25 protein-coding genes are annotated in these 22309 nt (G+C 50.7%); 24 read left to right on the top strand and 1 reads right to left on the bottom strand.

Annotated elements, in window-relative coordinates; genetic code table 11:
• Nucleotides 1-56: 56 nt before the first annotated feature.
• Nucleotides 57-527, bottom strand: a complete 471-nt coding sequence (locus BUE76_RS06170; RefSeq protein ID WP_073040799.1) for a low molecular weight protein-tyrosine-phosphatase — start codon at nt 525-527, stop codon at nt 57-59.
• A 237-nt stretch (nt 528-764) separates the two neighbouring features.
• Here BUE76_RS06170 and BUE76_RS06180 point away from each other — a divergent pair, with 237 nt between their 5' ends.
• The 24 genes from BUE76_RS06180 to BUE76_RS06295 all read left to right on the top strand — a co-directional run bounded on the left by BUE76_RS06180 (nt 765) and on the right by BUE76_RS06295 (nt 22258).
• Entirely contained in the window at nt 765-1580 is an 816-nt protein-coding gene (locus BUE76_RS06180; RefSeq protein WP_073040797.1) for an energy transducer TonB, read from the top strand.
• Nucleotides 1581-1625: 45 nt separating this feature from the next.
• On the top strand, nt 1626-1865 hold the full coding sequence (locus tag BUE76_RS06185) for a hypothetical protein (RefSeq protein WP_073040795.1): 240 nt from the start codon (nt 1626-1628) through the stop codon (nt 1863-1865).
• Nucleotides 1866-1873: 8 nt separating this feature from the next.
• On the top strand, nt 1874-2794 hold the full coding sequence (locus tag BUE76_RS06190) for a PstS family phosphate ABC transporter substrate-binding protein (protein ID WP_073041017.1): 921 nt from the start codon (nt 1874-1876) through the stop codon (nt 2792-2794).
• 59 nt (nt 2795-2853) lie between these two features.
• The gene (locus tag BUE76_RS06195; RefSeq protein ID WP_073040793.1) at nt 2854-4515 is read left to right on the top strand and encodes a tetratricopeptide repeat protein; all 1662 of its coding nucleotides are present in this window, start codon (nt 2854-2856) and stop codon (nt 4513-4515) included.
• A gap of 132 nt (nt 4516-4647) precedes the next feature.
• Nucleotides 4648-5061 carry an NADH-quinone oxidoreductase subunit A gene (locus BUE76_RS06200; protein ID WP_073041016.1) on the top strand — a complete coding sequence of 138 codons (414 nt, stop codon included), beginning with the start codon at nt 4648-4650 and terminating at the stop codon, nt 5059-5061.
• A gap of 184 nt (nt 5062-5245) precedes the next feature.
• Complete coding sequence (locus BUE76_RS06205) at nt 5246-5830, top strand: NADH-quinone oxidoreductase subunit B (protein ID WP_073040790.1); 585 nt, start codon at nt 5246-5248, stop codon at nt 5828-5830.
• Nucleotides 5831-5896: 66 nt separating this feature from the next.
• Nucleotides 5897-6469 (top strand): NADH-quinone oxidoreductase subunit C, encoded by a 573-nt coding sequence (locus BUE76_RS06210; protein WP_073040788.1) that lies wholly within the window; start codon nt 5897-5899, stop codon nt 6467-6469.
• Nucleotides 6470-6561: 92 nt separating this feature from the next.
• A complete protein-coding gene (locus BUE76_RS06215; RefSeq protein WP_073040786.1) occupies nt 6562-7794 on the top strand; it encodes an NADH-quinone oxidoreductase subunit D in 1233 nt (410 codons plus the stop codon).
• A gap of 64 nt (nt 7795-7858) precedes the next feature.
• Nucleotides 7859-8356 (top strand): NADH-quinone oxidoreductase subunit NuoE family protein, encoded by a 498-nt coding sequence (locus BUE76_RS06220; RefSeq protein WP_245798310.1) that lies wholly within the window; start codon nt 7859-7861, stop codon nt 8354-8356.
• A gap of 140 nt (nt 8357-8496) precedes the next feature.
• Entirely contained in the window at nt 8497-8910 is a 414-nt protein-coding gene (locus tag BUE76_RS06225) for a VOC family protein (RefSeq protein WP_073040782.1), read from the top strand.
• A 120-nt stretch (nt 8911-9030) separates the two neighbouring features.
• Nucleotides 9031-10383, top strand: a complete 1353-nt coding sequence (gene nuoF / locus BUE76_RS06230; RefSeq protein WP_073040780.1) for an NADH-quinone oxidoreductase subunit NuoF — start codon at nt 9031-9033, stop codon at nt 10381-10383.
• A gap of 2 nt (nt 10384-10385) precedes the next feature.
• Nucleotides 10386-10709, top strand: a complete 324-nt coding sequence (locus BUE76_RS06235; RefSeq protein WP_073040778.1) for a nucleotidyltransferase domain-containing protein — start codon at nt 10386-10388, stop codon at nt 10707-10709.
• Nucleotides 10699-11091, top strand: a complete 393-nt coding sequence (locus tag BUE76_RS06240; RefSeq protein WP_073040776.1) for a HEPN domain-containing protein — start codon at nt 10699-10701, stop codon at nt 11089-11091. Before BUE76_RS06235 ends, BUE76_RS06240 begins: the two co-directional genes overlap by 11 nt.
• Nucleotides 11092-12255, top strand: a complete 1164-nt coding sequence (locus BUE76_RS06245; protein WP_083596385.1) for a 2Fe-2S iron-sulfur cluster-binding protein — start codon at nt 11092-11094, stop codon at nt 12253-12255.
• A gap of 130 nt (nt 12256-12385) precedes the next feature.
• Nucleotides 12386-13432 (top strand): NADH-quinone oxidoreductase subunit NuoH, encoded by a 1047-nt coding sequence (nuoH, locus tag BUE76_RS06250; protein ID WP_073040774.1) that lies wholly within the window; start codon nt 12386-12388, stop codon nt 13430-13432.
• A gap of 85 nt (nt 13433-13517) precedes the next feature.
• Entirely contained in the window at nt 13518-13820 is a 303-nt protein-coding gene (locus BUE76_RS06255) for a nucleotidyltransferase family protein (RefSeq protein WP_073040772.1), read from the top strand.
• Entirely contained in the window at nt 13801-14148 is a 348-nt protein-coding gene (locus BUE76_RS06260) for a HepT-like ribonuclease domain-containing protein (protein WP_073040770.1), read from the top strand. Before BUE76_RS06255 ends, BUE76_RS06260 begins: the two co-directional genes overlap by 20 nt.
• On the top strand, nt 14149-14697 hold the full coding sequence (gene nuoI, locus BUE76_RS06265; RefSeq protein ID WP_073040768.1) for an NADH-quinone oxidoreductase subunit NuoI: 549 nt from the start codon (nt 14149-14151) through the stop codon (nt 14695-14697).
• 69 nt (nt 14698-14766) lie between these two features.
• Nucleotides 14767-15324 carry an NADH-quinone oxidoreductase subunit J family protein gene (locus BUE76_RS06270; protein WP_083596384.1) on the top strand — a complete coding sequence of 186 codons (558 nt, stop codon included), beginning with the start codon at nt 14767-14769 and terminating at the stop codon, nt 15322-15324.
• Between the two features lie 43 nt (nt 15325-15367).
• On the top strand, nt 15368-15706 hold the full coding sequence (gene nuoK, locus BUE76_RS06275) for an NADH-quinone oxidoreductase subunit NuoK (RefSeq protein WP_073040766.1): 339 nt from the start codon (nt 15368-15370) through the stop codon (nt 15704-15706).
• Between the two features lie 68 nt (nt 15707-15774).
• Nucleotides 15775-17655: an NADH-quinone oxidoreductase subunit L gene (gene nuoL, locus BUE76_RS06280; RefSeq protein ID WP_073040764.1), complete on the top strand. Its 1881-nt coding sequence runs from the start codon at nt 15775-15777 to the stop codon at nt 17653-17655.
• Nucleotides 17656-17840: 185 nt separating this feature from the next.
• A complete protein-coding gene (locus tag BUE76_RS06285; RefSeq protein ID WP_073040762.1) occupies nt 17841-19316 on the top strand; it encodes a complex I subunit 4 family protein in 1476 nt (491 codons plus the stop codon).
• A gap of 2 nt (nt 19317-19318) precedes the next feature.
• A complete protein-coding gene (locus BUE76_RS06290) occupies nt 19319-20698 on the top strand; it encodes an NADH-quinone oxidoreductase subunit N (protein ID WP_073040760.1) in 1380 nt (459 codons plus the stop codon).
• Nucleotides 20699-20983: 285 nt separating this feature from the next.
• On the top strand, nt 20984-22258 hold the full coding sequence (locus tag BUE76_RS06295) for an ABC transporter permease (RefSeq protein WP_073040758.1): 1275 nt from the start codon (nt 20984-20986) through the stop codon (nt 22256-22258).
• The last annotated feature ends 51 nt before the right edge of the window (nt 22259-22309 follow it).

Raw genomic sequence — 22309 nt, forward strand, 5'->3', positions numbered from 1 at the left:
GAATCATCAATCCTAAATCAGCAATTACAAATCCACAAATCAGCGATCCGAAATCCTTATGCAGTTACCTGCCTGTACTTTCGAACAATGGCCTCGCAGGCCTTTTCTATTTCTTTATAAACGGCCATAAAGCCCGGCTCGGTACCATCGTACCAGGGATCAACTACCGAGCGGTTTTCACCGGGGTAAAGTTCGTTGAGCAAAAGGGCGGCTTTGGCAGCAATGAACTTTTTACCACAAATTTCCTGCATGTGCTCCAGCACGTCAGCCGACATGGCGTATAGCTTGTCGTAACGCTCAAAGTCGGCGGCTTCAAAGCGCCTGGCCAGCTGCTGGCAGATATCTACACCGTGGTGGAGCGCCACTTTTTGAGACAGCTTGTGCGGCGGCTCGCCCACATGGGCACCCAGGGTGCCGGCGCTTTCAACTATCCAGTCGAGACCGGCGGCATTGGCTTTGTGTTTCAGGATGCCCTCAGCCAAAGGGCTCCGGCAGATATTGCCCAGGCAGACCATCAAAATTTTCATGGCGGCAAAGGTAACCGGTGATGGGCAGGATTTGAAATGGAGGAACGAAAAGGTTTGGAATGAAGACAACAGATTAGGGACAACAGACAGCAGACGACAGTTGGCCAGCGCAACACAGACTATGGTCTATGGTCCATGGACCATAGACCATAGTCTGTCGTCTTCCCTTTACAACTTCCTGCCTTCACCCTTATGTATTTCCCAATTTCCCGCATCTCATTGGCAAACCACACAACCATGACCAGCTCTGAAATTCTTCATGCCGACGTTCTGGACATTGTATTTGACAACCGCAACAAAGCTTATGGCGCCTATGCACTCCGGAAGGATTACGAAAAACGATTGTGGCTAGCCGTTGGACTGGCTTTGGCAATAGGTAGTTTGCTGTTCCTGTTGCTGGCGCAAGAGCAGCCTTCCGATACCACTAGTGTCAAGGATCCGGGGCCGCTTGTTCTATCTACTGTGGAATTGCCCAAGCCTTTAGCCCAACCTGAAAAGCCAGCCGCTCCCAAATCCTCCAGTCAGCAGGTAGCTGCGGAGCATTTTGCAGGCAAAATCAAAATTGTTCCAGACCAACTGGTGCCACCCGAAGCAGAAGTGCCGCCGGTGCAAACCCTTGCTGTGGCAGCTTTTGGTACGGAAAAGCAGGAAGGCGACGCGCCAGCAGGTGATGATGCGCCCAGCCCTGCGCCAGCCACACCCGCACCGGAAGCGCCGGCACCGGAGCCAACTGTTATAGATGCTGCAACTGCTGAAGAGCCAGCCCTGTTTCCCGGCGGCCCCGAAGCATTTGCCCGCTACCTTTCGCGCCAAATCGGGCAACCCGAAGGTTTGGGCGCAGGAGGTGCGCTTACCACAAAAGTTCGTTTTGTAATAGGAAAAGATGGAACGGTTTTGGCTACAGAGGTGCTGCAATCATCAACGGTAGAGCTTGATAGGATTGTGCTGCGTGCACTGCAGCGTTCGCCGAGGTGGAAGCCGGCGCGGCAGCATGGAAAAGAAGTAGCTGTGCTGTTTACCCTGCCGGTAACATTTGTGGGAAGTGAAGAGTGAAAAATCCCTAAATTGCCAACCCCGGTGCTAAAGGACGGATTTGCAATGATTGAAGAATACGAAAAACAAAGACGCAAACAGGTTGCCGGCATGCGCTCCATACTGGACTACGGCATGGGAGTATTGTTTATAATAATAGGGGGCTATTTCCTGTTGTACGAAGCCCTGGACATGAACATTTTCCGGCAGAAACCTTCTGCAATAGACAAATTTGCCGGTGTCCTCTTCCTGATTTACGGCCTGTGGCGGATTTATCGTGGGTACAAGAAGAACTACTTCAGATGATAAGAAGCATGTATACAAAACTGTATGGCTGGCTGGGTACCCTGGTGATTTCCGCCGCCATCACAGCCTGTGGGAATAATACAGAGAGCGCACTGCCCACCGACACCCGTGAAGAAGGAACCATTCATATCAGTGCCGACGAGTCGTTCAAGCCGGTAATTGATGCGCAGGTAGCCGTTTACGAGTCATCCTATCCTAAAACAAAGATCATTGTGCACTACAAACCCGAGGCCGAGTGCCTGAAGGATTTTGGTGTAGACAGCATCCGGATGGTGATTGCTACACGGGGTTTTACGCCAGCAGAAGAAAAGTTTATGACCGACTCTTTTAAAGTGGCGCCTAAATACTCGACGGTAGCATTTGATGCCATTGCCGTTTTGGTAAACCCCACTGCCCCCGACTCTTTATTTACGGTACAGGAACTCAGGGATATCATCAAGGGCACCAGCCCCAAAAAACTGATCCCTGTTTTTGATGGGGTAAGGGCCACCAGTACGGTTCGGTATATCATGGATTCGGTACTAAGGGGCGATTCGCTTGGTCCCAGCGTGGTGGCGGCGCAAACCAGCGAGGGTGTTGTTGATTATGTAAGCCGCACACCCAATGCCATCGGTTTTGTAGGTGTAAGCTGGGTAGGCAACCGCCAGGATTCAACGCAACTTTCTTTTTTGCAAAAAGTAAAAATTGCGCATCTTGAAAGCCGCGACCTCGAAGGAAAGTTTGTACAACCTGTGCAGGCAAATATTTATGTAGGCCGTTACCCTTTGATCAGACGTTTGGTATACAATCTGAAGGAAAGACATAGGGGATTGGGCAATGGTTTTGCTTCATTTATGGAAGGTCAGCGTGGACAGCTTATCTTTCGGCGGGCATTTTTGGTGCCGGGTACATTGAAACTCAATGTGCGGCCCACCAGCATCTCGGAGTAACATTAACAAGTAGTAAATAAACCCCTGTACATTTTTTGACCTCTTAAAAGAAAAAAGAAATGAAGAAATCAGCGATTGTATTGTTTTTCGCGGCTTTCCTGTCTGTTGCTGCTTTCGCGCAGAACGTACAGGAAGGCGTCAACCACCTGTATGCGGAAAGGTATAAGAGTGCGAAGGACGTGTTTGACAAACTGCTGGCCGCAAATCCAAACAATATGGAGGCTGTATACTGGGCAGGCCAGCTGGCCCTGGCTCAAAACGATGCAGCCGGCGCTAAAGCCGTTTATGAAAAAGCACTGTCTGCCAATGGCAATGCCCCGCTGGTTTTGGTGGGTATGGGCCAGGTAGAGCTGCAGGAAGGCAAGGCCAACGAAGCCCGCCAGCGTTTTGAAACCGCCATTTCCCTGAGCAAAGGCAAGAAAGCCAACGATCCAAAGGTGCTTACCGCTATTGGTCGTGGTATTGCCAATGTGTATTCCGATAAAGAGAAAAAAGGCGATATCAACTACGCCATCACCAAACTGCAGGAAGCTACAACCGTAGACCCCAACAATGCTGATGCATGGCTGGCCCTCGGTAACGCTTACCGCAAGGCACACAATGGTGGCCAGGCCGCAGTAGCTTACCAGACTGCCGTTGCCAAGAACCCCAAGTTCGCCGTTCCTGCTTTCCGCCTGGCCGGTTTGTACACCAGCCAGCAAAACTGGGATGTGGTAGTAGAGCAGCTAAACAACGCGGTAACTGCTGATCCATCGTTTGCACCAGCTTACATGGACCTGTACGATTATTTCCTGCGTTACAAGCGCGACTTCCCCAAGGCTGAGGAGTATGCTAACCTGTACCTGAAGTATGCCGACCCCAGCCCCGAGAACGAGTACCTGAAAGCGCAGACTGCGTTTGTTCAGAACAAGTTTGATGATGCGATTACCATTGGTAAGAACATCATCAGCCAGGCTGGCGAAAAAACCCGCCCCAATGTTTACCGCCTGCTGGGTTACAGCTATGTAGGTAAAGGCGACTCTACTGCTGCCTGCCAGTATGTAGGACAGTTTTTTGCCAAGGCTAAAGAAGAAGATATCATTGGCAATGACTATATCCTCCAGGCTGATGCCTGCGGTAAGGACAACCCTGCCATTGTAAAAGAAAGCTACTACAAGGCTGCTACCATGGACAGCGTGCTGAGCAAGCAGGTAAACCTGCTGAACGAAGGCATTGAGCGTTTCAAGAAAGTGGGCAACAAGCGTTTTGAGGGCGACCTGCGCCTGCTGAGCTACCAGCTGCGTGGCACCCAGGCCAACCCCGCCGAACTGTTCCAGATCGGTCTGCCTTACTACCAGGCTGGCGACTTTACCCGCGCCGACTCGGTGTTTGGAGCTTATTCCAAGGCTTTCCCTGATAGCGTTTACGGTTACCTGTGGAGCGCCCGCTCGCTGGGTCGTATCGACAGCACCATGGAGCAGGGCCTGGCTATCCCTCAATACGAGCAGCTGCTGCGCGTATCTGAGCTGGACAAAACCCGTTTCAAGCCTTATGGCCTGGAAGCTGTAGGCAACCTGGCTCAGTACTATGTTAACGTAAAGAAGGATAAAGACAAAGGCGTTACTTACCTGCGTAAGGGCCTTGAGTTTGATCCTGAAAACGCCGCGTTTAAGAAGAATATCGAAATTCTGAGCAAGCCTGCGCCTGCTGCAAAGTCGTCGGCGGGAAGTAAGGGAAAGTAAATATTCAAATATTTTAATAGGTAAAAATCCCCCTGTTTTGCAGGGGGATTTTTTATTGTTTTTAGCTGATAAAGATTAACTGCGGTTGTAAACCAAACCCGCTTATTTTTGCTTGCCATTTTTTACACTTCTATGATCCACATTTTACAGGCAAATGTCACTACTGCGCTTTCCGGGGCTGCCAATAATGCGGAAAGTTACCTGCCCGTAGGCTTGCAACTTTTGTTTGCCGTTGGTCTGATTGGTTTTCTGATGACCCTGACCCACCTGGTAGGGCCCAAGCGTAAAACCACCGACAAGCTGGAAAGCTTTACCTCAGGTATCGAAACGCATGGCGACGCCCGCCAGCCTACGGCTATCAAGTACTTCCTGGTGGCCATCCTGTTTGTGCTGTTCGATGTGGAAGTGATCTTTTTCTATCCTTACGCTGTTAATTTCAGGGGTTTGGGTTGGAGTGGTTTTTGGGCAGTACTGATGTTTGTGGCTTTTTTCTTCTGCGGGTTTATTTATATCCTGAAGAAAGGCGCTTTGGATTGGGAAGATTAATTCCTGCCTCCCTGCAAAAGGGAAATTAGGCCGGAATAGCAGGAATATAAGGATGGTTCTTTTAGCAAAGAATTCCGGAAGTGGAGCCAACAAATAAGGTTTGGTAATCGTCTTTAGGGAGTTCAAAGTATTGTAAAACAGTTTAAATCTAAGTTCTCCTTTAGGAGAACGGGAGGATTTTAATATGGCACGTCCAGTTTCATATAATGTCAACGAGAAGCCGCTGGTGCAGGATATCAGTATGGCGGAAATGCCCGAAGGTTTCGAGGGTGAAGGCTTTTTTACCACCAAACTGAGCGATGTGGTAGGCCTGGCCCGGAAGAATTCTATCTGGCCCCTGCCTTTTGCTACTTCCTGCTGTGGTATCGAGTTTATGGCTACCGCTGCCGCCCACTACGACCTGGCCCGCTTTGGCGCAGAGCGTATGGGTTTCTCGCCCCGCCAGTGCGACCTGATGATGGTGATGGGTACTATTTCGAAGAAAATGGCACCGGTAGTGCGCCAGGTATACCTGCAAATGGCTGAGCCCCGCTGGGTGATGGCCGTGGGTGCCTGCGCCTGCAGCGGTGGTATTTTCGACAGCTATAGCGTACTCCAGGGCATCGACCAGGTAGTGCCTGTAGACGTGTACGTGCCCGGTTGCCCTCCCCGTCCCGAAGCCATCCTTGATGGTTTTATGAAAATCCAGGACCTGGTAGGCAAGGAAAGCATCCGCCGCCGCAACAGCGAGCATTATAAGAATTTGTTACAGAGTTACGGAATACAATAAGCCATTGGCTTTTAGCTGTTAGCTGTTAGCTAACAGCCAAAGGCTAACAGCTAACAGCTTTACATTATGTCCCTGACAAACGACTATATCCAACAGCGGCTCGAGGAGCAGTTTCCCGGGCAGCTGACCCAGTTCGAAGAGCCTTATGGCATGCTCACCTTTGAAGCTCCCCGCGAGCTGAACCTGAAGGTGATGCAGTTCCTGTTTGAAGACCCCGAACTGTCTTTCCGTTTTCTCACCGACCTCACTGCCGTACACTATCCTGCCTATACAGGCCGCGAGCTGGCTGTGGTGTATCACCTGCACAACCTGGTGGCCAATGTGCGCATCCGCTTTAAAGTGTATGCACCCATTGCCCAGCCCGATGTGTTTTCGGCTACCAAAATATTCATGTCGGCCAACTGGCAGGAACGGGAAGCTTTCGATTTCTACGGGGTCAATTTTGTAGGGCATCCCAACCTCAAGCGCATCCAGAACGTGGACGAAATGGATTATTTCCCCCTGCGCAAGGAGTTTCCGCTGGAAGACCAGACCCGTATTGACAAGGACGATGAAATGTTTGGCCGCGGTGGATCGTTTGATTTTGGCAACCGCCAGGAAGACGGCGCCCCAAGGCAGATACCGGATACCGAACAGTAAAACAGAATAAGGTTACGGTTGAGGTTAAGCATTGACGATTCACGCTTCAGGTTTAACGCACTCACCATTCACCATTCACGACAAAGCACACCATGGCACTGATTACTGCACCCAATATTTTCCCGAACGAAGAGCCGCTGGAAGCAGGCACCACCCGCCTCAACCTGGGCCCCACCCACCCGGCAACGCACGGCGTGTTCCAGAATATCCTGGAGCTGGACGGTGAGCGCATCATGTCGGCGGAACAGACCATCGGGTATATTCACCGCGCTTTTGAAAAGATCGCCGAGCGCCGCCCCCTGTACCAAATCACCCCGCTGACGGACCGCCTGAACTATTGTTCGGCGCCCATCAACAATATGGGCTGGCACCTGACCTGCGAAAAGCTGTTGGGTATCTCAACGCCTAAAAGAGTAGATTATCTCCGCGTTATCATCATGGAACTGGCCCGTATTGCCGACCACCTGATCTGCAACTCCATCGTGGGTGTGGATACCGGCGCCTTTACCGGCTTCCTATACGTGATGCAATACCGAGAACTGATCTATGAAATATGGGAAGAAGTGTGCGGCTCGCGTCTCACTACCAATATTGGACGGATCGGCGGTTTTGAGCGCGACTTCAACGATATCGCCTTCACCAAGCTGGAACGCTTCCTGAAAGAATACCCTGATGTGCTGCGCGAGTTTGAACGCCTGTTCAACCGCAACCGCATCTTTATGGACCGTACCATTGGTGCCGGTCCTATTTCCGCAGAGCGGGCACTCAATTACGGTTTCACCGGTCCCAACCTGCGTGCTGCCGGCGTGGATTACGACGTTCGGGTGCACAACCCTTATAGCTCTTACCAGGATTTTGAATTTGACATTCCAACCGGTACTACCGGTGACTGTTACGACCGCTTCCTGGTACGTAACCAGGAGATGTGGCAATCGCTGCGCATCATCGAGCAGGCATACCGCAAGATCCAGGATATGAAAGGCCAGGAAGGCACCATTTTCCATGCCGATGTTCCTGAGTACTACCTACCCGAGAAGAAAGATGTATATACCAAGATGGAATCCCTGATCTACCATTTCAAGATCGTGATGGGTGAAGTGGATATTCCACCGGGCGAGGTTTACCATGCTGTGGAAGGCGCCAATGGTGAGCTCGGTTTCTACCTGCTTTCCGATGGTGGCCGCAGCCCTTACCGCCTGCACTTCCGCCGTCCCTGCTTTATTTATTACCAGGCCTACGAAGAACTGGTGAAAGGAAGCATGCTGAGCGATGCCGTGATCGTACTGTCTTCGCTGAACCTGATTGCAGGGGAGATGGACGCCTAATAATGTGCTAATTAGCTAATGTGCTAAACAAGCGGCACAATAGTTCACCATAATAAATCGAACAGTGGTTTTTTCAGAAGATAAACTGCAGAAAGTACAGGAAATCATCGCCCGCTATCCCGAAGGAAAGCAGAAGAGCGCCCTCATCCCGGTGCTGCACCTGGCGCAGGAAGCCAACAATGGCTGGCTGAGCCCCGAGGTAATGGATTATGTGGCTGGCCTGCTCAGCATCAAGCCCATTGAAGTATACGAGGTGGCTACCTTTTACAGCATGTACAACATGAAGCTCATTGGCAAATACCTGTTTGAGGTTTGCCAGACCGGGCCCTGCATGCTCCGTGGCAGCGACGATATTATTGCCTACATCAAGGAAAAATTAGCCATCGGGGTGGGAGAGACCACGACCGATGGGATGTTTACGCTTAAAACCGTAGAGTGCCTCGGTGCCTGCGGCTATGCACCCATGATGCAGATGGGCAAGTTCTATAAAGAACACCTCACCCGTGAAAAGGTGGACCAGATCATTGAAGAGTGCCGCAGCAATGCAGCACTGAACAACTAAGGCGTTTTGTTATTGCTAAAAGAACCTATCTTTTTGCAATAACCTGCGCCGCCATCCTGCCTCGTGCAATAAACATTGAAGAAGGGAACCAACGGCATAACAGGTAAAATCGTTTGCACAACAAACCAAACATCAGCCATATGCAAGTAACACCCTACTTCACATTTGCAGGCAACTGCGAAGAAGCATTGAACTTTTACGCCAAGGCCTTTCACGGACAAATCAAAAACCTGTCGCGTTTTGAAGGCTCACCGGCGGAAGAAATGAGCCAGGATGGAAACAAAGTGTTGCACGCACAGTTTTGCGCCAAAAAGCTCCAGTTTATGGCCTCCGACAGCGGGGACAAAGACTGGAAAGCAACAGGCGGAAACATGGTGCACCTCAGCATCGATTTTGACGAGCCCGGCGAGCTGGAAAAAGTGTTCAAGGCACTAAGCGATGGCGCAACCATCACCATGCCTTTGCAGGATACCTTTTGGGGCGCCCGCTTTGGCATGCTGACCGATAAGTTTGGCATCAGTTGGATGTTCAACTACGATTATAAACAGGATTAAGGAGCTGTTGGCTATTGGCTTTTAGCTGTTAGCAGATCATGAAAATGGCAGCTCTTGAAAAAAAAAACGGCGGCTTGCCTGGCCAACAGCCAATAGCTAACCGCCAACAGCTACTATACCATGGGAAGAAAAGTCTTACTGGATAAAGCCCACATCGAAGGCATTCGTTATTACGACGTGTACCGTAAAAACGGTGGTTATGCAGCCGTGGAAAAGGCTCTTAAAATGGCCCCCGGCGATGTGGTGGAAGAGGTAAAGAAAAGCGGCCTCCGCGGCCGTGGCGGTGCCGGTTTCCCTACCGGTATGAAGTGGAGCTTTTTGGCCAAACCCGAAGGTGTGCCCCGCTACCTGGTGTGCAACGCCGACGAGTCGGAGCCCGGCACCTTCAAGGACCGTTACCTAATGGAGTTCCTGCCCCACCTGCTCATCGAAGGCCTGATTGTGGCCTCCTGGGCGCTGGGTTCCAACCGCACCTATATCTATATCCGTGGCGAATACGCCTGGATCGTCGACATCCTGGAGCAGGCCATTGCCGAAGCCAACCAGGCGGGCTTCCTGGGTAAGAATATCCTGGGTACCGGTTTCGACTGCCAGATCTATGTTCAGCGCGGCGCCGGGGCTTATATCTGCGGCGAAGAAACAGCCCTGATCGAATCGCTGGAAGGTAAGCGCGGCAACCCCCGTATCAAGCCTCCCTTCCCTGCCATTAAAGGCCTGTACGACTGCCCCACGGTGGTAAACAACGTGGAAACCCTGGCAGCAGTAGTGCCCATCATGAACCTGGGTGGCGAGGAGTATGCAAAGATTGGTGTAGGTAAATCTACCGGTACCAAGCTGATCTCCGCCTGTGGCAATATCAACAAGCCCGGTGTGTACGAAATCGACATGACCCAGTCGGTGGAAGAGTTCATCTTTAGTGACGAATACTGCGGTGGTATTGCTAATGGCAAACGCCTGAAGGCCTGTATCCCCGGTGGTTCGTCCGTACCCATCCTGCCTGCCAACCTGCTGCTGAAAACAGCCAAGGGCGAACAGCGCATGATGACCTACGAAAGCCTCGCCGACGGTGGTTTCCCTACCGGTTCGATGATGGGTTCGGGTGGTTTCATTGTACTGGACGAAGACCAGTGCGTGGTGCGCCACACCCTTTCGTTGGCCCGTTTCTACCGCCACGAAAGCTGTGGTCAGTGCAGCCCCTGCCGCGAGGGTACGGGTTGGATGGAAAAGATCCTCACCAAGCTCGAATACGGTAAAGGACAAATGAGCGATATCGACCTGCTCTGGGATATACAGCGCAAGATCGAAGGCAACACCATCTGCCCCCTGGGCGATGCCGCTGCCTGGCCTGTTGCCGCCGCCATTCGTCACTTCCGCGACGAGTTTGAGTGGCACGTAACACACCCTGAAGAAGCGCAGGTAAGGAATTTTGGGCTGGCCCATTATGCCGATCCGTTGGAAGTAGCCGTGGGATAAATATGGTAACAGACAAAGAGATAAAAGAACTAACCCGCCTGGTGGTCGATACTGTCCAGCCAAGAAGTCTTTATCTCTTTGGAAGTTATGCAACTGGAGCACAAGGACCGGACAGTGATGTTGATTTCCTGATTGTGATGCCTGACAGGACTAAGAAAGTTCAGGAAGTTATAGCCGGCATTCGCAAGGAAATGGGATGGAACAAGTATCCATTTGCAATTGACTTTGTGGTGGAGTACGCCGATAAGTTTGACAGGTTTTCAGACGTTCCACACTCGTTTATTGGCAATATTGTCAAAACCGGTAAGCTGTTGTATGCATCCTAAGCAGCAGGAACTGATAGAAGAGTGGTACGCCAAGGCCGATGCGGATTTGCAGACCTGCGAAATATTGCTGGAGTCGGGTGTGCAGTTATTTGATGTAATAGCCTTTCATGCACAGCAATGTGCTGAGAAATACCTGAAAGCTTATCTGACATTTCAGGAAACGATGGCTCCGAAAGTGCATGACCTGGCGGTTTTGTTGGGATTGGCCATTAAAATGGATGCAACATTTGAATCTTTGCAATCCGCTGTTACGCTTACACCTTACGCCGTTTACACCCGTTATCCCACAGATATGGGCGTAACAGATAAGGAAGAAGCAGAAAATATTGTAAACGAAGCAAGGTTGGTTAAAGACTTTGTACGGAATAAAATAGGAATATAGATGTCCGAAGAAAAAAAGTTATTCAAAGTAACTATTGACAATATCACGGTTGATGTTGAACCGGGAACTACCATCCTCATGGCCGCCCGTAAGATCGGTGGTGATGTGGTGCCCCCCGCCATGTGCTTTTACAGCAAGCTGCAAGGCAGTGGTGGTAAATGCCGTACCTGCCTGGTACGCGTAGCTGCCGGCTCTACTGCCGATCCGCGTCCCATGCCCAAACTGGTGGCCTCCTGCCGCACTACGGTAATGGACGGAATGGTGGTGGAAAACATCACCAACCCCGCCGTGCTGGAAGCCCGCAAAGGCGTGGTGGAATTCCTGCTGCTTAACCACCCCCTGGACTGCCCCGTGTGTGACCAGGCCGGTGAATGCGACCTGCAGGACCTGAGCTACGAGCACGGCTCGCAGGGTACCCGCTACGAGTTCAAGCGCCGAACGTTTGAGCGTATTGATATCGGCCCCTACATCCAGCTCCACATGACGCGATGCATTTTGTGCTACCGTTGTGTGTACACTGCCAACCAGGTGGCCGGCAACCGCGACCACGGTGTGCTTGACCGCGGCGACCATGCTCAGATTGCTACCTACGTGGAAAAAGCACTGGACAGCAACATGATCGGTAACGTGATCGATGTTTGCCCCGTAGGTGCGCTTACCGATAGAACCTTCCGTTTCAAAAACCGCGTATGGTTTACCAAACCCGTAGACGCCCACCGCAACTGCTCCTGCTGCAGCGGCAAGGTGCGCCTGTGGATGCGTGGCGATGATGTGCTCCGCGTTACTGCCCGCAAGGACCAGTGGGGCGAGGTGGAAGAATGGATCTGTAACGAGTGCCGTTTTGAAAAGAAAAAGGTTAGCGACTGGGTGATTGAAGGCAATACCAAACTGGACCGCCACTCGGTAATCAATGCCGGTCATTATACCAACGTGGTGAAGCCAAAAGAAACGTTTAAGGACGTAATGAAGGGCCGTGATCCGAAGTTGCTGATGGACATCCACGAAGTAAGCCAGGTAAACACCGTTGACCTGAACGTGCTGCCCGGGCCTGCAACAGCCGCCACCTTCAACGGTAATCCCAATGCCACCGGTACCAATGTTACCGATGTAAAGCAGGGTACCGGAAGGAACCTGGCAGGTACGGACACGACCAATGCGCATTAATTGAGACCGGAAAGTCGGGAAAGTCAGTAAAGACGGAAAAGCTTATTGACCATTCACGATTGCCGATTTACGAATAAACCGGAGCGGATCAGGCCAGAAGCTATTCGCTAACCGTTAACAGCCAAAAGCTATGTACTTATTGCAATTCGACTGGTGGATCATTTTAGAGAAGTTCATCCTCATCGCCATTATTGTAACCACGGCGCTGGTGGTGGCCATGTACAGCACTTATGCCGAGCGTAAGGTTGCGGCTTTCCTGCAGGACCGCCGCGGCCCCAACCGTGCAGGCCCCTTTGGTATCCTGCAGCCCATGGCCGATGGATTGAAGCTGTTCATGAAGGAAGAAATCATCCCAACGGCTTCCAACAGGTTCCTGTTTATCCTGGGACCTATGCTGGCGATGATCACCGCCACCATGACCTCCGCGGTAATTCCCTGGGGTTCTACCATTGATATCGGCGGCAGGCAGGTAGCCCTGCAAATTGCAGATATCAATATCGGTGTGCTCTACATCTTTGGTGTAGTGAGCCTGGGTGTATATGGTATTATGATTGGTGGCTGGGCTTCCAACAACAAGTTCTCCCTAATCGCCGCTATCCGTGGTGCTTCGCAAATGATCTCTTACGAACTGGCCATGGGTCTTTCGCTTATTGCCGTTCTGATGATCACCGGTTCGCTGCGTATGAGCGAGATCGTGAATTACCAGATTGCCAATGGCTGGAACCTGATTTACCAACCACTTGGTTTTCTGATCTTCTTTGTGTGTGCCCTTGCCGAGTGTAACCGGACACCTTTTGACCTTCCCGAAGCAGAGAACGAACTGAACTTCGGTTATCACCAGGAGTACTCTTCCATGAAACTGGGTTTTTACCTTTTTTCCGAATACATCAACATGTTCATCAGCAGCGTGGTGATGGCAACCCTCTTCCTGGGTGGTTATGATATTCCTTTTGTAAATGAAGCTGCCTGGGGTAATGCCTGGTGGGTAGGCCTGGTGGGTGTAGGCGTGCTGATGGCCAAAGCCTTCTTCTTTATCTTCTTGTTTATGTGGATCCGCTGGACCATCCCGCGCTTCCGCTACGATCAGTTGATGAACATGGGCTGGAAAAACCTGCTGCCTTTGGCATTGATCAATATGCTAATTACCGCAGTAGTGGTGTTGCTGTTGAACAAATAACGAGGAGTTGTAAAACCTGTCCAATTACAGTTGAATGGCAGGGAGACAATATATTTGCGGCGGAAGGCCAGCATAAATAGATTACATGCTTACAACCGATCAAATAAAAAAGACAGTATCTGCTTATTTCAGTGATAAGCCGGTAAAGAAGGTTTATTTATTTGGTTCGTATGCCCGGAAGGAAGCGGATGAAAGCAGTGATGTAGACTTATTAGTTGACCTGAACTACGAGGAGAAAATTGGCTGGCAGTATTTCATTTGGAGCGAAGATCTGCAGCAGATACTTGGTTCCAAAGTGGATGTAGTCAGCTCTAAAGGATTGTCGCCTTACCTAGCTCCCTTCATTCATAAAGAAAAACAACTGTTGTATGATAGGAGCGGCGGCTGACAAGCAAAGGCTGCTGCACATTCGGGACGCGATAAAGGAGATAGAGCATTATGTAGCAGGCTTGACTGCTTCAGTGTTTTTCGAGAATTCTTTGATCCGGTCCGGCTGTGTTTTCCAATTGCAAATAATTGGTGAAGCAGCAAACCATGTGTCAGAAAGCCTACAGTTGCAGCATGCCGAAATAGAGTGGAGGAGTATGGCAGGTTTGCGCAACATTATCGTTCACGCTTACTGGGGTATCGATTATGTTCAGATATGGCGGATTATTAAAGAAGATCTGCCGGCATTAAAAAATAATATTGATAAAATTCTTAGGAGTTTACCATAAATGCAATCACTTACCAACAGAGGAAAACAGGTAGAACGCAAGCCCATGACACTGGTGGAGAAGATGTACCTCCCCGCCATCTTCAAAGGCATGGGCATTACCTTTAGCCACCTCTTTAAAAAACGTCCTACCATCAGCTACCCCGAAGAGCAGCGTCCGTTTTCGGCCGTGTTCCGCGGACTGCAGATACTGAACCGTGACGAAGAAGGCCGGGAGCGTTGCACCGCCTGTGGCCTGTGTGCCGTTGCCTGCCCAGCAGAAGCCATTACCATGGAAGCCGCCGAGCGACAGGCCGGTGAAGAAAACCTGTACCGCGAGGAGAAGTATGCGGCCAAATACGAGATCAACATGCTGCGTTGCATTTTCTGCGGCCTGTGTGAAGAAGCTTGTCCTAAGGATGCCATTTACCTGTCGCAAACCTTTGCGCCCGCCAACTACGGCCGCACCGGTTTTATATATGGTAAAGAAGACCTGCTGATTCCTAACCCGGTTACCGATCCGGAAGGATACGCAAAAGCAAAAGGAACCATTCCGCAAGCAACTAAATAAGTAATAAAACAAGACCACGGACAACGGACGACTGATGTCTGTGGTCTGTTGTCCGTTGTCCCATTTATCATGAGCATTTCTGAAATTCTCTTTTACGCCCTCTCCGCTGTTTCGCTGGTAAGCGCCCTGATGGTGATCACCAGCAAGAACCCGGTGTACAGCGTACTGTGGCTGATCATCACGTTCTTTACTATTTCGGGTCACTACCTGTTGCTGAATGCACAGTTCCTGGCCATTGTAAACATCATTGTTTATGCAGGTGCCATTATGGTACTGTTCCTGTACGTGCTCATGTTGATGGACCTGCGTAAGGAGTCCGAGCCCCAAAAGAACAAATGGCTGAAGCTGGCTGGGGCCGTTGCTGGCGGCTCATTGCTATTGGTGCTGGTGGCTGCCCTGCGCAATGCCGATACCCGCATGGCGGAGATCAATACCGGTAATATCGGTTTGATTGAAAACCTGGGCAGGGTACTGTTTACGGAGTATGTGGTGCCTTTTGAAATCGCTTCCATCCTCTTCCTCAGCGCCATGGTAGGTGCAGTGGTCATTGGTAAAAGAGAAAAGACCATCCGGACTACCACCAATACCCTGCAGCAGGAAAAAACCGCAGAAGCGGTAACTGCATAAAGGATGAACCACCAACTTCGAATCCACTAAACCAATTCCGGCAATGCCAATCAACTATTATATCTTCTTATCACTTGCGTTGTTCATCATCGGCATCATCGGGGTGCTTACCCGGCGCAACGTGATCATCGTGTTCATGTGCATCGAACTGATGCTGAACGCCGTTAACCTGCTGCTGGTTGCTTTCTCCAAAATGCACCACCTGGCTGCCGCAGGCGCCGGCAACGCGGTGAACAACGTAGGTTCCGAAGGACAACTTTTTGTATTCTTCATCATGGTAGTGGCCGCCGCCGAAGTGAGCGTGGGCCTGGCCATCATCGTGATGTTGTACCGCAATACCCGTTCGGTGGATATCAATTTCCTGAACCGACTAAAACACTAATACAGCCTTTAGCTGTTAGCTGTTGGCCTTTGGCTAATAGCTAACAGCCAACAGCTAACAGCTCTTTTATGAAGAACTTGATTGCACTGATTCCACTGCTGCCTTTTATCGGATTCCTCATCAACGGCCTGGGCCGCAAGGTGCTGCCCAAGGGTGTTGCCGGCCTCATCGGCAGCGGCACCGTGCTGGCTTCCTTTATCATCAGCCTTACCATCTTTTTACAGGGCAACTATGCTGCGCCTGTGGTTCACCTGTTCGACTTTATATCGGTAGGTAGCCTGAAGATTCCGTTCGCCTTCCAGGTAGACCAGCTCACTACGCTGTTCCTCCTCATCATCACAGGCGTGGGTTTCCTCATCCATGTGTACTCCACCGCTTACATGCACGAAGAAGCCGGCCAGCATTTTGCCCGCTACTTTGCTTACCTCAACCTCTTCGTATTTTCGATGCTGTTGCTGGTGATGGGTGCCAACTTCGTGATCATGTTCATTGGCTGGGAAGGTGTAGGCCTTTGCTCTTACCTGCTGATCGGTTATTGGTTTAAAAACGTAAACTATACCGCTGCTGCGAAGAAGGCCTTTGTAATGAACCGTATTGGTGACCTGGGTTTCCTGCTGGCCGTGTTCTGGATCATTGCCAAACTGGGTACTGTTTCGTACAACGAAGTTTTTACCGCCGCCAACCTGGCTAAACTTTCTGCAACTGATATAACGGGCATTACCCTGCTGCTCTTTGTAGGTGCCACCGGTAAAAGCGCACAGATTCCGCTGTATACCTGGCTGCCCGATGCGATGGCGGGTCCCACACCTGTATCGGCGCTGATCCACGCCGCAACGATGGTAACTGCAGGTATCTATATGATTGCCCGCAGCAATGCGTTGTACCAATTAGCTGGGACAACTAATGCCATCATCGCCATCATTGGTGCAGCTACCGCACTGCTGGCTGCAACCATCGCCCTGCGTCAGAACGATATCAAAAAGGTACTGGCTTATTCTACCGTGAGCCAGTTGGGTTATATGTTCCTGGCACTGGGCACCGGCGCTTATACCGCTGCTGTGTTCCACGTAATGACACACGCATTCTTCAAAGCCCTCCTCTTCCTGGGTTCGGGTAGCGTGATCCATGCCGTGAGCGGTGAACAGGATATCCGCAACATGGGTGGTTTGAAAAAAGCGCTGCCCATCACTTACCTTACTTTCCTGATTGGCTGTATCGCCATTGCCGGTATTCCTCCGTTCTCCGGTTTCTTTTCTAAAGATGCCATCCTGCTGAATGCATTTGCATACGATAAGTTCCTGTGGGCTGTTGGTTTGCTGACGGCTGCACTCACAGCTTTTTATATGTTTCGGTTGCTCTTCATCACCTTCAACGGTTCGTTTCGTGGCACCGAAGCCCAGCGCCATCACCTGCACGAAAGCCCCATTGCCATGACCCTGCCCCTGATCATCCTGGCAGTGTTGTCGATTGCTGGTGGTTTTGTGGGTATTCCTGCACTGTTTACCGAAGGCGGTGAAAAACTGGCCGAGTTCCTGAAGCCTGTAATCAACCCTGAACATACCGTACACGTAGAACACAGCACCGAATGGGTACTGGTAGGCCTTACTACGGGTATCGCTGTTGCCGCCATCATCGTTGCTTTCCTGCGCTACCGCAACTACAAGGCAGAACAGCCTTCTGCTGTAGGCCGCCTGCTGGAAAACAAATGGTATGTTGATGAACTCTATAATGGTGTGGTGGTAAAACCTATCAATGCACTTGGTTCTTTTGCCAACAGCTTTATTGAAAAGAGCGGTATTGACGCCCTGGTAAATGGCGTAGGCAAACTGGTGAACTACAGCGGCCGCCAGTTGCGCTGGTTGCAAAGCGGCCAGGTAGGTAGTTATGTATTGCTGATGGTGGTGAGCATGGTGATGTTTTTTGTGCTGCAGTTTTTCCTGCGCAGGTAAAAACCACACCCCCTAGCCCCCTGAAGGGGGAACTTAGGTCGGAGTGTCTGGTAAATAACAAAAGTTCTTTTACGCAATAGATTTTTTAACAAGTAAAATTCCAAACACCCATTGCTTTGAACCGCTTCAAAACAGGTAGGGTAGATGGACCTAAGTTCCCCCTCTAGGGGGACAGGGGGTTTGATATGGTTACATTATTACTTTTTCTCGTTCCGCTGATCGGCGGCCTGGTAAGCTTCGGGCTCAAAGACGACCGCACTGCAAGAGGCTGGGCCCTGTTGGTAGCCACCATCGGCGTAGCACTGGCTGTGTGGGGTATCAACCTGCCCGCAGTAGATGCCGGCCGAAACTTTCATGCCGGTTGGATGGGCTCGCTTGGTTCTTCTTTTTCGTTGAACCTCGATGGCCTGTCAGGTATACTGACCCTGCTCACCACCATTGCCTACCCTGTAATATTGGTAGCAACATGGAACAGCACCTATAAAAAATCAAACAGTTTCTTTGGACTGATGCTGCTGGCACAAGCCGGTATCATTGGCGTGTTCCTGGCAACCGATGCACTTTTGTTCTACTTCTTCTGGGAACTGGCGCTCATCCCTGTGTACTTCCTCTGCTCGCAGTGGGGTGGGGAGCGCCGCATTGCCGTGACCTTCAAATTCTTTATCTACACCTTCACCGCATCGGTGCTGATGCTGATCGGTATTTTATACCTCTATTTCCAAACACCGGATAAGTCGTTTTCGCTGCAGTCGTTTTATAACCTCAATCTTTCTACCCGCGAGCAGTCGCATGTGTTTTGGTTGATGTTCCTGGCTTTTGCCGTGAAAATGCCCATCTTCCCTTTCCATACCTGGCAACCTGACACTTACGAGCAAAGCCCTACGGCCGCTACAATGGTGCTGAGCGGCATTATGGTGAAAATGGGTGTATATGGTGTGATCCGCTGGGTAATGCCGGTAGTACCTGCCGCTGCATACTCCTGGGGTGATGTCGTGATGAGCCTTTCGGTGATCGGTATCATTTACGCTTCCATCATTGCCATCCAGCAAAACGACCTGAAGCGCCTGATCGCTTATTCTTCTATCGCGCACATTGGTTTTATGAGTGCTGCGCTTTTTGCCGAAAGCACCAGCGGTGCACAGGGCGTGATGATGCAGATGTTCAACCACGGTGTAAACATCATCGGTTTGTGGATCGTTGTCGAATTGATCGAACGCCAGATGGGTACCCGCAAACTGAGCGAACTGGGCGGACTGGCACAAAAGGCGCCGGCGCTGGCCATCCTGCTGGTAATCGTTGCTTTTGCCAATATCTCCCTGCCTTTAACCAATGCCTTTGTCGGTGAGTTCCTCATGTTCAACGGTATCTTCAACAGCACCGTTACACAGTACAACCATGTGTTTGCCGTACTGGCAGGTCTCAGCATCATATTGGGCGCAGTATATACGCTGAACATGGTGTCCAAAGTGTTCTTTGGCAATACCAACCAGCTCACCGCCCGTGCTACCGACATCCTGTTCAACGAACGCGTGGCCTTGTCCATCGTTGTTGGAATCATAATCGTATTTGGTGTTTACCCGCAGCCTTTGCTCAACCTCACTGCTGGCTTTGTTGACAGCCTGTTGAAAGAAGCTTCTGTTGCACAACTGATCGGAAAATAATTATGAACGCTCTGATTTTTTCGGCCCTCAGCGGCGTGGCGATGATGTTTAGCGGTATCCTGCTGCACAACAAAGCTGCCATCCGCAACCTGGCCATTGTATTGTTGCTGGCAGTAATAGTGGCCAACATCGCCGAACTCCGTGGTGTGTCGTTCTTCAACATCAACACCGCAGGCCTGATGGCTTTTGACTCTTTCGCCCTCCTGTTTTCCACCATCGCGGCTGGTGCCACCCTGGTATTCTTCCTGCTTTCGGGCAGCGATATGGAAAAGGTAGGATCTAACTTTTCCGACTATTTTGCCCTCATCTTTTTTATCCTTTGTGGGGTAATCATTTCGGCGGCTTTCCAAAGCCTGCTGATGCTCTTCCTGGGTATTGAGATCATGTCCATTCCGCTGTACATCCTGGCAGGATCGGACAAGCGCAACCTGAAGAGCAACGAAGCTTCGCTGAAGTACTTCCTGATGGGATCTTTCTCTACCGGCATCATGCTGATGGGTATTGCCCTTTGCTATGGTGCAGCAGGCAGTTTCAACCTTACATCCGTTGCTTTTGATACCGCAAAGATTCCCGTACTGCTCATCGCAGGTATGATGCTCCTGCTTTTCGGTATGTCGTTCAAAGTATCGGCCGCGCCCTTTCATTTCTGGACCCCCGATGTGTACGACGGATCGCCTACGGTATTTACCTCTTTCATGGCTACGGTGGTAAAAGCCGGTGGCTTTATTGCCTTCATGCGTTTGTTTGCCGAAAGCTTCAATACCATACAAGGCGAATGGAAACTGCTGGTGGCCATCATTACGGCAGCTACGCTTTTTGTGGGCAATATCACGGCCGTTTTCCAGCAAAGCGTAAAGCGCATGCTAGCCTATTCCTCTATTGCACAGGCAGGTTTTATGATGCTGGCAATCTATGCCATCAACAGCGATGCTAAGGAAGGCCTGCTGTTGTATGCCGCAGCTTATTCGCTGGCTACCATCGGCATCTTTGCTGTGTTGATCCGCATGCAGGATTACACATTTGATGGTTTCAACGGCTTTGCCCGACAGCAGCCCGTGGTTGCCGCCGCACTGGTAATCTTTATCCTGTCTCTGGCCGGTATACCACTTACAGCCGGCTTTCTTTCCAAGTTCATGATGCTGCGTGCCGCCATTGCCAATGGCAGTGTATGGCTGGTGATCTTTGCAGTACTCATGGCCGCTGTTTCGGTGTACTATTATTTCCGACTGATACAGGCCATGTACTTCAAGGAGCGCACCAGTGGCAATGCCCTGGTGTTTAACGCCTCCCCTGCATTTACCTACACCCTGGTGGCAGTGGCAGCCATTACCATCATCCTGGGTTTATTCCCAAGCCTGCTGACCTACTGGCTGTACTTCTAAGTTGCAGCAGGTACAGAATGTTCAATATTTGCAAAGGTTCGCTTCGGCGGACCTTTTTGCTTTTTACGAAGAGTAGGCAAGGGAGCAGCGGGGCACAGAATAGATAAGAAAACAGGCAGGGAGATTTTTAAAGGTTCGCGCTCAATCCCGGTGCAGCATTGGCCTGCTTTGCTGCTTGGCGCTTTAGCATACATTATTCCTGTAGCCCAAACTGCGGTGCGTCAAATATTAGCTTTCCGTGAAACTTTCCGGCGCACTATTTAAATTCCTACCTTAGGCGTTGCCATGCATTTCTCCGACGTCTTCTCCCTTTCTTTCCGCACCGTGCGCGGCAATAAGCTGCGTACCGGCATTACGGTGGCCATCATTGCCTTTGGCATCATGGCCCTGGTAGGTATTATTACGGCCATCAAAGCCATGAACCAAAAGCTGACTGAGAGTTTCTCTACCATGGGGGCTTCCGGATTCAGCATCCGTTATAAAGAGCGGAATATCCGCTTTGGCGGTGGTGGTTCCGAAACATCGGTTACCCGCAAGGGCGCACGCCGCGAAAAGAAATCGAATCTCGATAAATTGGTTACTGAAGAGGAAGCTGCGGCTTTTGTCAACCGCTACCAGTTCGGTGCTACGGTAGGGGTATCTGTATTAGCCAACCGCAATGCCATTGTCAACAGCGGGTCGCGCAAAACCTCGCCTAATGTTTTTGTGTTTGGTGCCGATGACAATTACCTCACGCTTAATGGCTTCAACCTGCTGGCTGGCCGCAACTTCAGCAGGCAGGATATCAGGTCGGCAGGCAACTTTTGTTTGCTTGGATATGATGTAGCGAAGAAACTGTTCAAAACAGGGCCGGAAAAGGCGGTAAATGCCGTTGTCCGCATCAATAGTATTCCTTACCGCGTTATTGGTGTTCTGGCCAGCAGGGGCTCTTCTTTTGGCTTTAGCCGCGATAATGTTGTGGTGGCACCGTATAAGAACATTGAACAAAATTTTGGCGGCAAGGCTTCCTATGTAATTGGCGTTATGGCCAGCGACCTGTCGCAGGTAGAAAATGCGATGGGGGAGGCGGAAGGTATATTCCGCGCTGTACGCAAACTGAACACTACTGAGGAAAGCAATTTTGTATTGGACCGCGCAGACAGTGTTGCTGAAAAGGCAATGAACAGTTTGGGATTTCTCACAATCTCCGCAACCGTTATTGGGCTGATTACCCTGATAGGAGCGGCCATTGGATTGATGAACATCATGCTGGTATCGGTAACCGAGCGTACCAAGGAGGTAGGCCTGATCAAGGCCATTGGCGGCAAAAGCAAGGTGGTGCGCAGCCAGTTTCTGATAGAAGCCATCATCATATCCGTCCTTGGTGCAATATTTGGTATTGTGCTTGGTATCGGGGTTGGCAACCTGTTTTCATTTTTTCTTAATACGGGTTTTGTTGTTCCATGGGACTGGATATTTTACGGAATCATCATCTGCACTGTAGTGGGTTTGCTTGCAGGCTTGTACCCCGCCCTGAAAGCAGGAAAGCTAAATCCCATTGAAGCATTGCGGTACGAATAGAGACAAATAGCGTGCTGCGGAAGGAACGACAAATGGCTTATTTGCGTATAA

Source organism: Cnuella takakiae, assembly GCF_001953305.1.
Lineage (GTDB): Bacteria > Bacteroidota > Bacteroidia > Chitinophagales > Chitinophagaceae > Flavisolibacter > Flavisolibacter takakiae.

Bases quoted from the DNA above. Each gene is read 5' to 3' on its own strand.
- BUE76_RS06185 (WP_073040795.1), top strand. From the start codon at position 1,626: ATGATTGAAGAATACGAAAAACAAAGACGCAAACAGGTTGCCGGCATG.
- BUE76_RS06170 (WP_073040799.1), bottom strand. From the start codon at position 527: ATGAAAATTTTGATGGTCTGCCTGGGCAATATCTGCCGGAGCCCTTTG.
- BUE76_RS06290 (WP_073040760.1), top strand. From the start codon at position 19,319: ATGAACGCTCTGATTTTTTCGGCCCTCAGCGGCGTGGCGATGATGTTT.
- BUE76_RS06295 (WP_073040758.1), top strand. From the start codon at position 20,984: ATGCATTTCTCCGACGTCTTCTCCCTTTCTTTCCGCACCGTGCGCGGC.
- BUE76_RS06245 (WP_083596385.1), top strand. From the start codon at position 11,092: ATGTCCGAAGAAAAAAAGTTATTCAAAGTAACTATTGACAATATCACG.
- BUE76_RS06190 (WP_073041017.1), top strand. From the start codon at position 1,874: ATGTATACAAAACTGTATGGCTGGCTGGGTACCCTGGTGATTTCCGCC.
- BUE76_RS06285 (WP_073040762.1), top strand. From the start codon at position 17,841: ATGGTTACATTATTACTTTTTCTCGTTCCGCTGATCGGCGGCCTGGTA.
- BUE76_RS06225 (WP_073040782.1), top strand. From the start codon at position 8,497: ATGCAAGTAACACCCTACTTCACATTTGCAGGCAACTGCGAAGAAGCA.
- nuoF (WP_073040780.1), top strand. From the start codon at position 9,031: ATGGGAAGAAAAGTCTTACTGGATAAAGCCCACATCGAAGGCATTCGT.
- nuoH (WP_073040774.1), top strand. From the start codon at position 12,386: ATGTACTTATTGCAATTCGACTGGTGGATCATTTTAGAGAAGTTCATC.
- BUE76_RS06235 (WP_073040778.1), top strand. From the start codon at position 10,386: ATGGTAACAGACAAAGAGATAAAAGAACTAACCCGCCTGGTGGTCGAT.
- BUE76_RS06200 (WP_073041016.1), top strand. From the start codon at position 4,648: ATGATCCACATTTTACAGGCAAATGTCACTACTGCGCTTTCCGGGGCT.
- nuoL (WP_073040764.1), top strand. From the start codon at position 15,775: ATGAAGAACTTGATTGCACTGATTCCACTGCTGCCTTTTATCGGATTC.
- BUE76_RS06195 (WP_073040793.1), top strand. From the start codon at position 2,854: ATGAAGAAATCAGCGATTGTATTGTTTTTCGCGGCTTTCCTGTCTGTT.
- BUE76_RS06215 (WP_073040786.1), top strand. From the start codon at position 6,562: ATGGCACTGATTACTGCACCCAATATTTTCCCGAACGAAGAGCCGCTG.
- BUE76_RS06180 (WP_073040797.1), top strand. From the start codon at position 765: ATGACCAGCTCTGAAATTCTTCATGCCGACGTTCTGGACATTGTATTT.
- BUE76_RS06205 (WP_073040790.1), top strand. From the start codon at position 5,246: ATGGCACGTCCAGTTTCATATAATGTCAACGAGAAGCCGCTGGTGCAG.
- nuoK (WP_073040766.1), top strand. From the start codon at position 15,368: ATGCCAATCAACTATTATATCTTCTTATCACTTGCGTTGTTCATCATC.
- BUE76_RS06255 (WP_073040772.1), top strand. From the start codon at position 13,518: ATGCTTACAACCGATCAAATAAAAAAGACAGTATCTGCTTATTTCAGT.
- BUE76_RS06210 (WP_073040788.1), top strand. From the start codon at position 5,897: ATGTCCCTGACAAACGACTATATCCAACAGCGGCTCGAGGAGCAGTTT.
- BUE76_RS06270 (WP_083596384.1), top strand. From the start codon at position 14,767: ATGAGCATTTCTGAAATTCTCTTTTACGCCCTCTCCGCTGTTTCGCTG.
- BUE76_RS06240 (WP_073040776.1), top strand. From the start codon at position 10,699: ATGCATCCTAAGCAGCAGGAACTGATAGAAGAGTGGTACGCCAAGGCC.
- nuoI (WP_073040768.1), top strand. From the start codon at position 14,149: ATGCAATCACTTACCAACAGAGGAAAACAGGTAGAACGCAAGCCCATG.
- BUE76_RS06260 (WP_073040770.1), top strand. From the start codon at position 13,801: ATGATAGGAGCGGCGGCTGACAAGCAAAGGCTGCTGCACATTCGGGAC.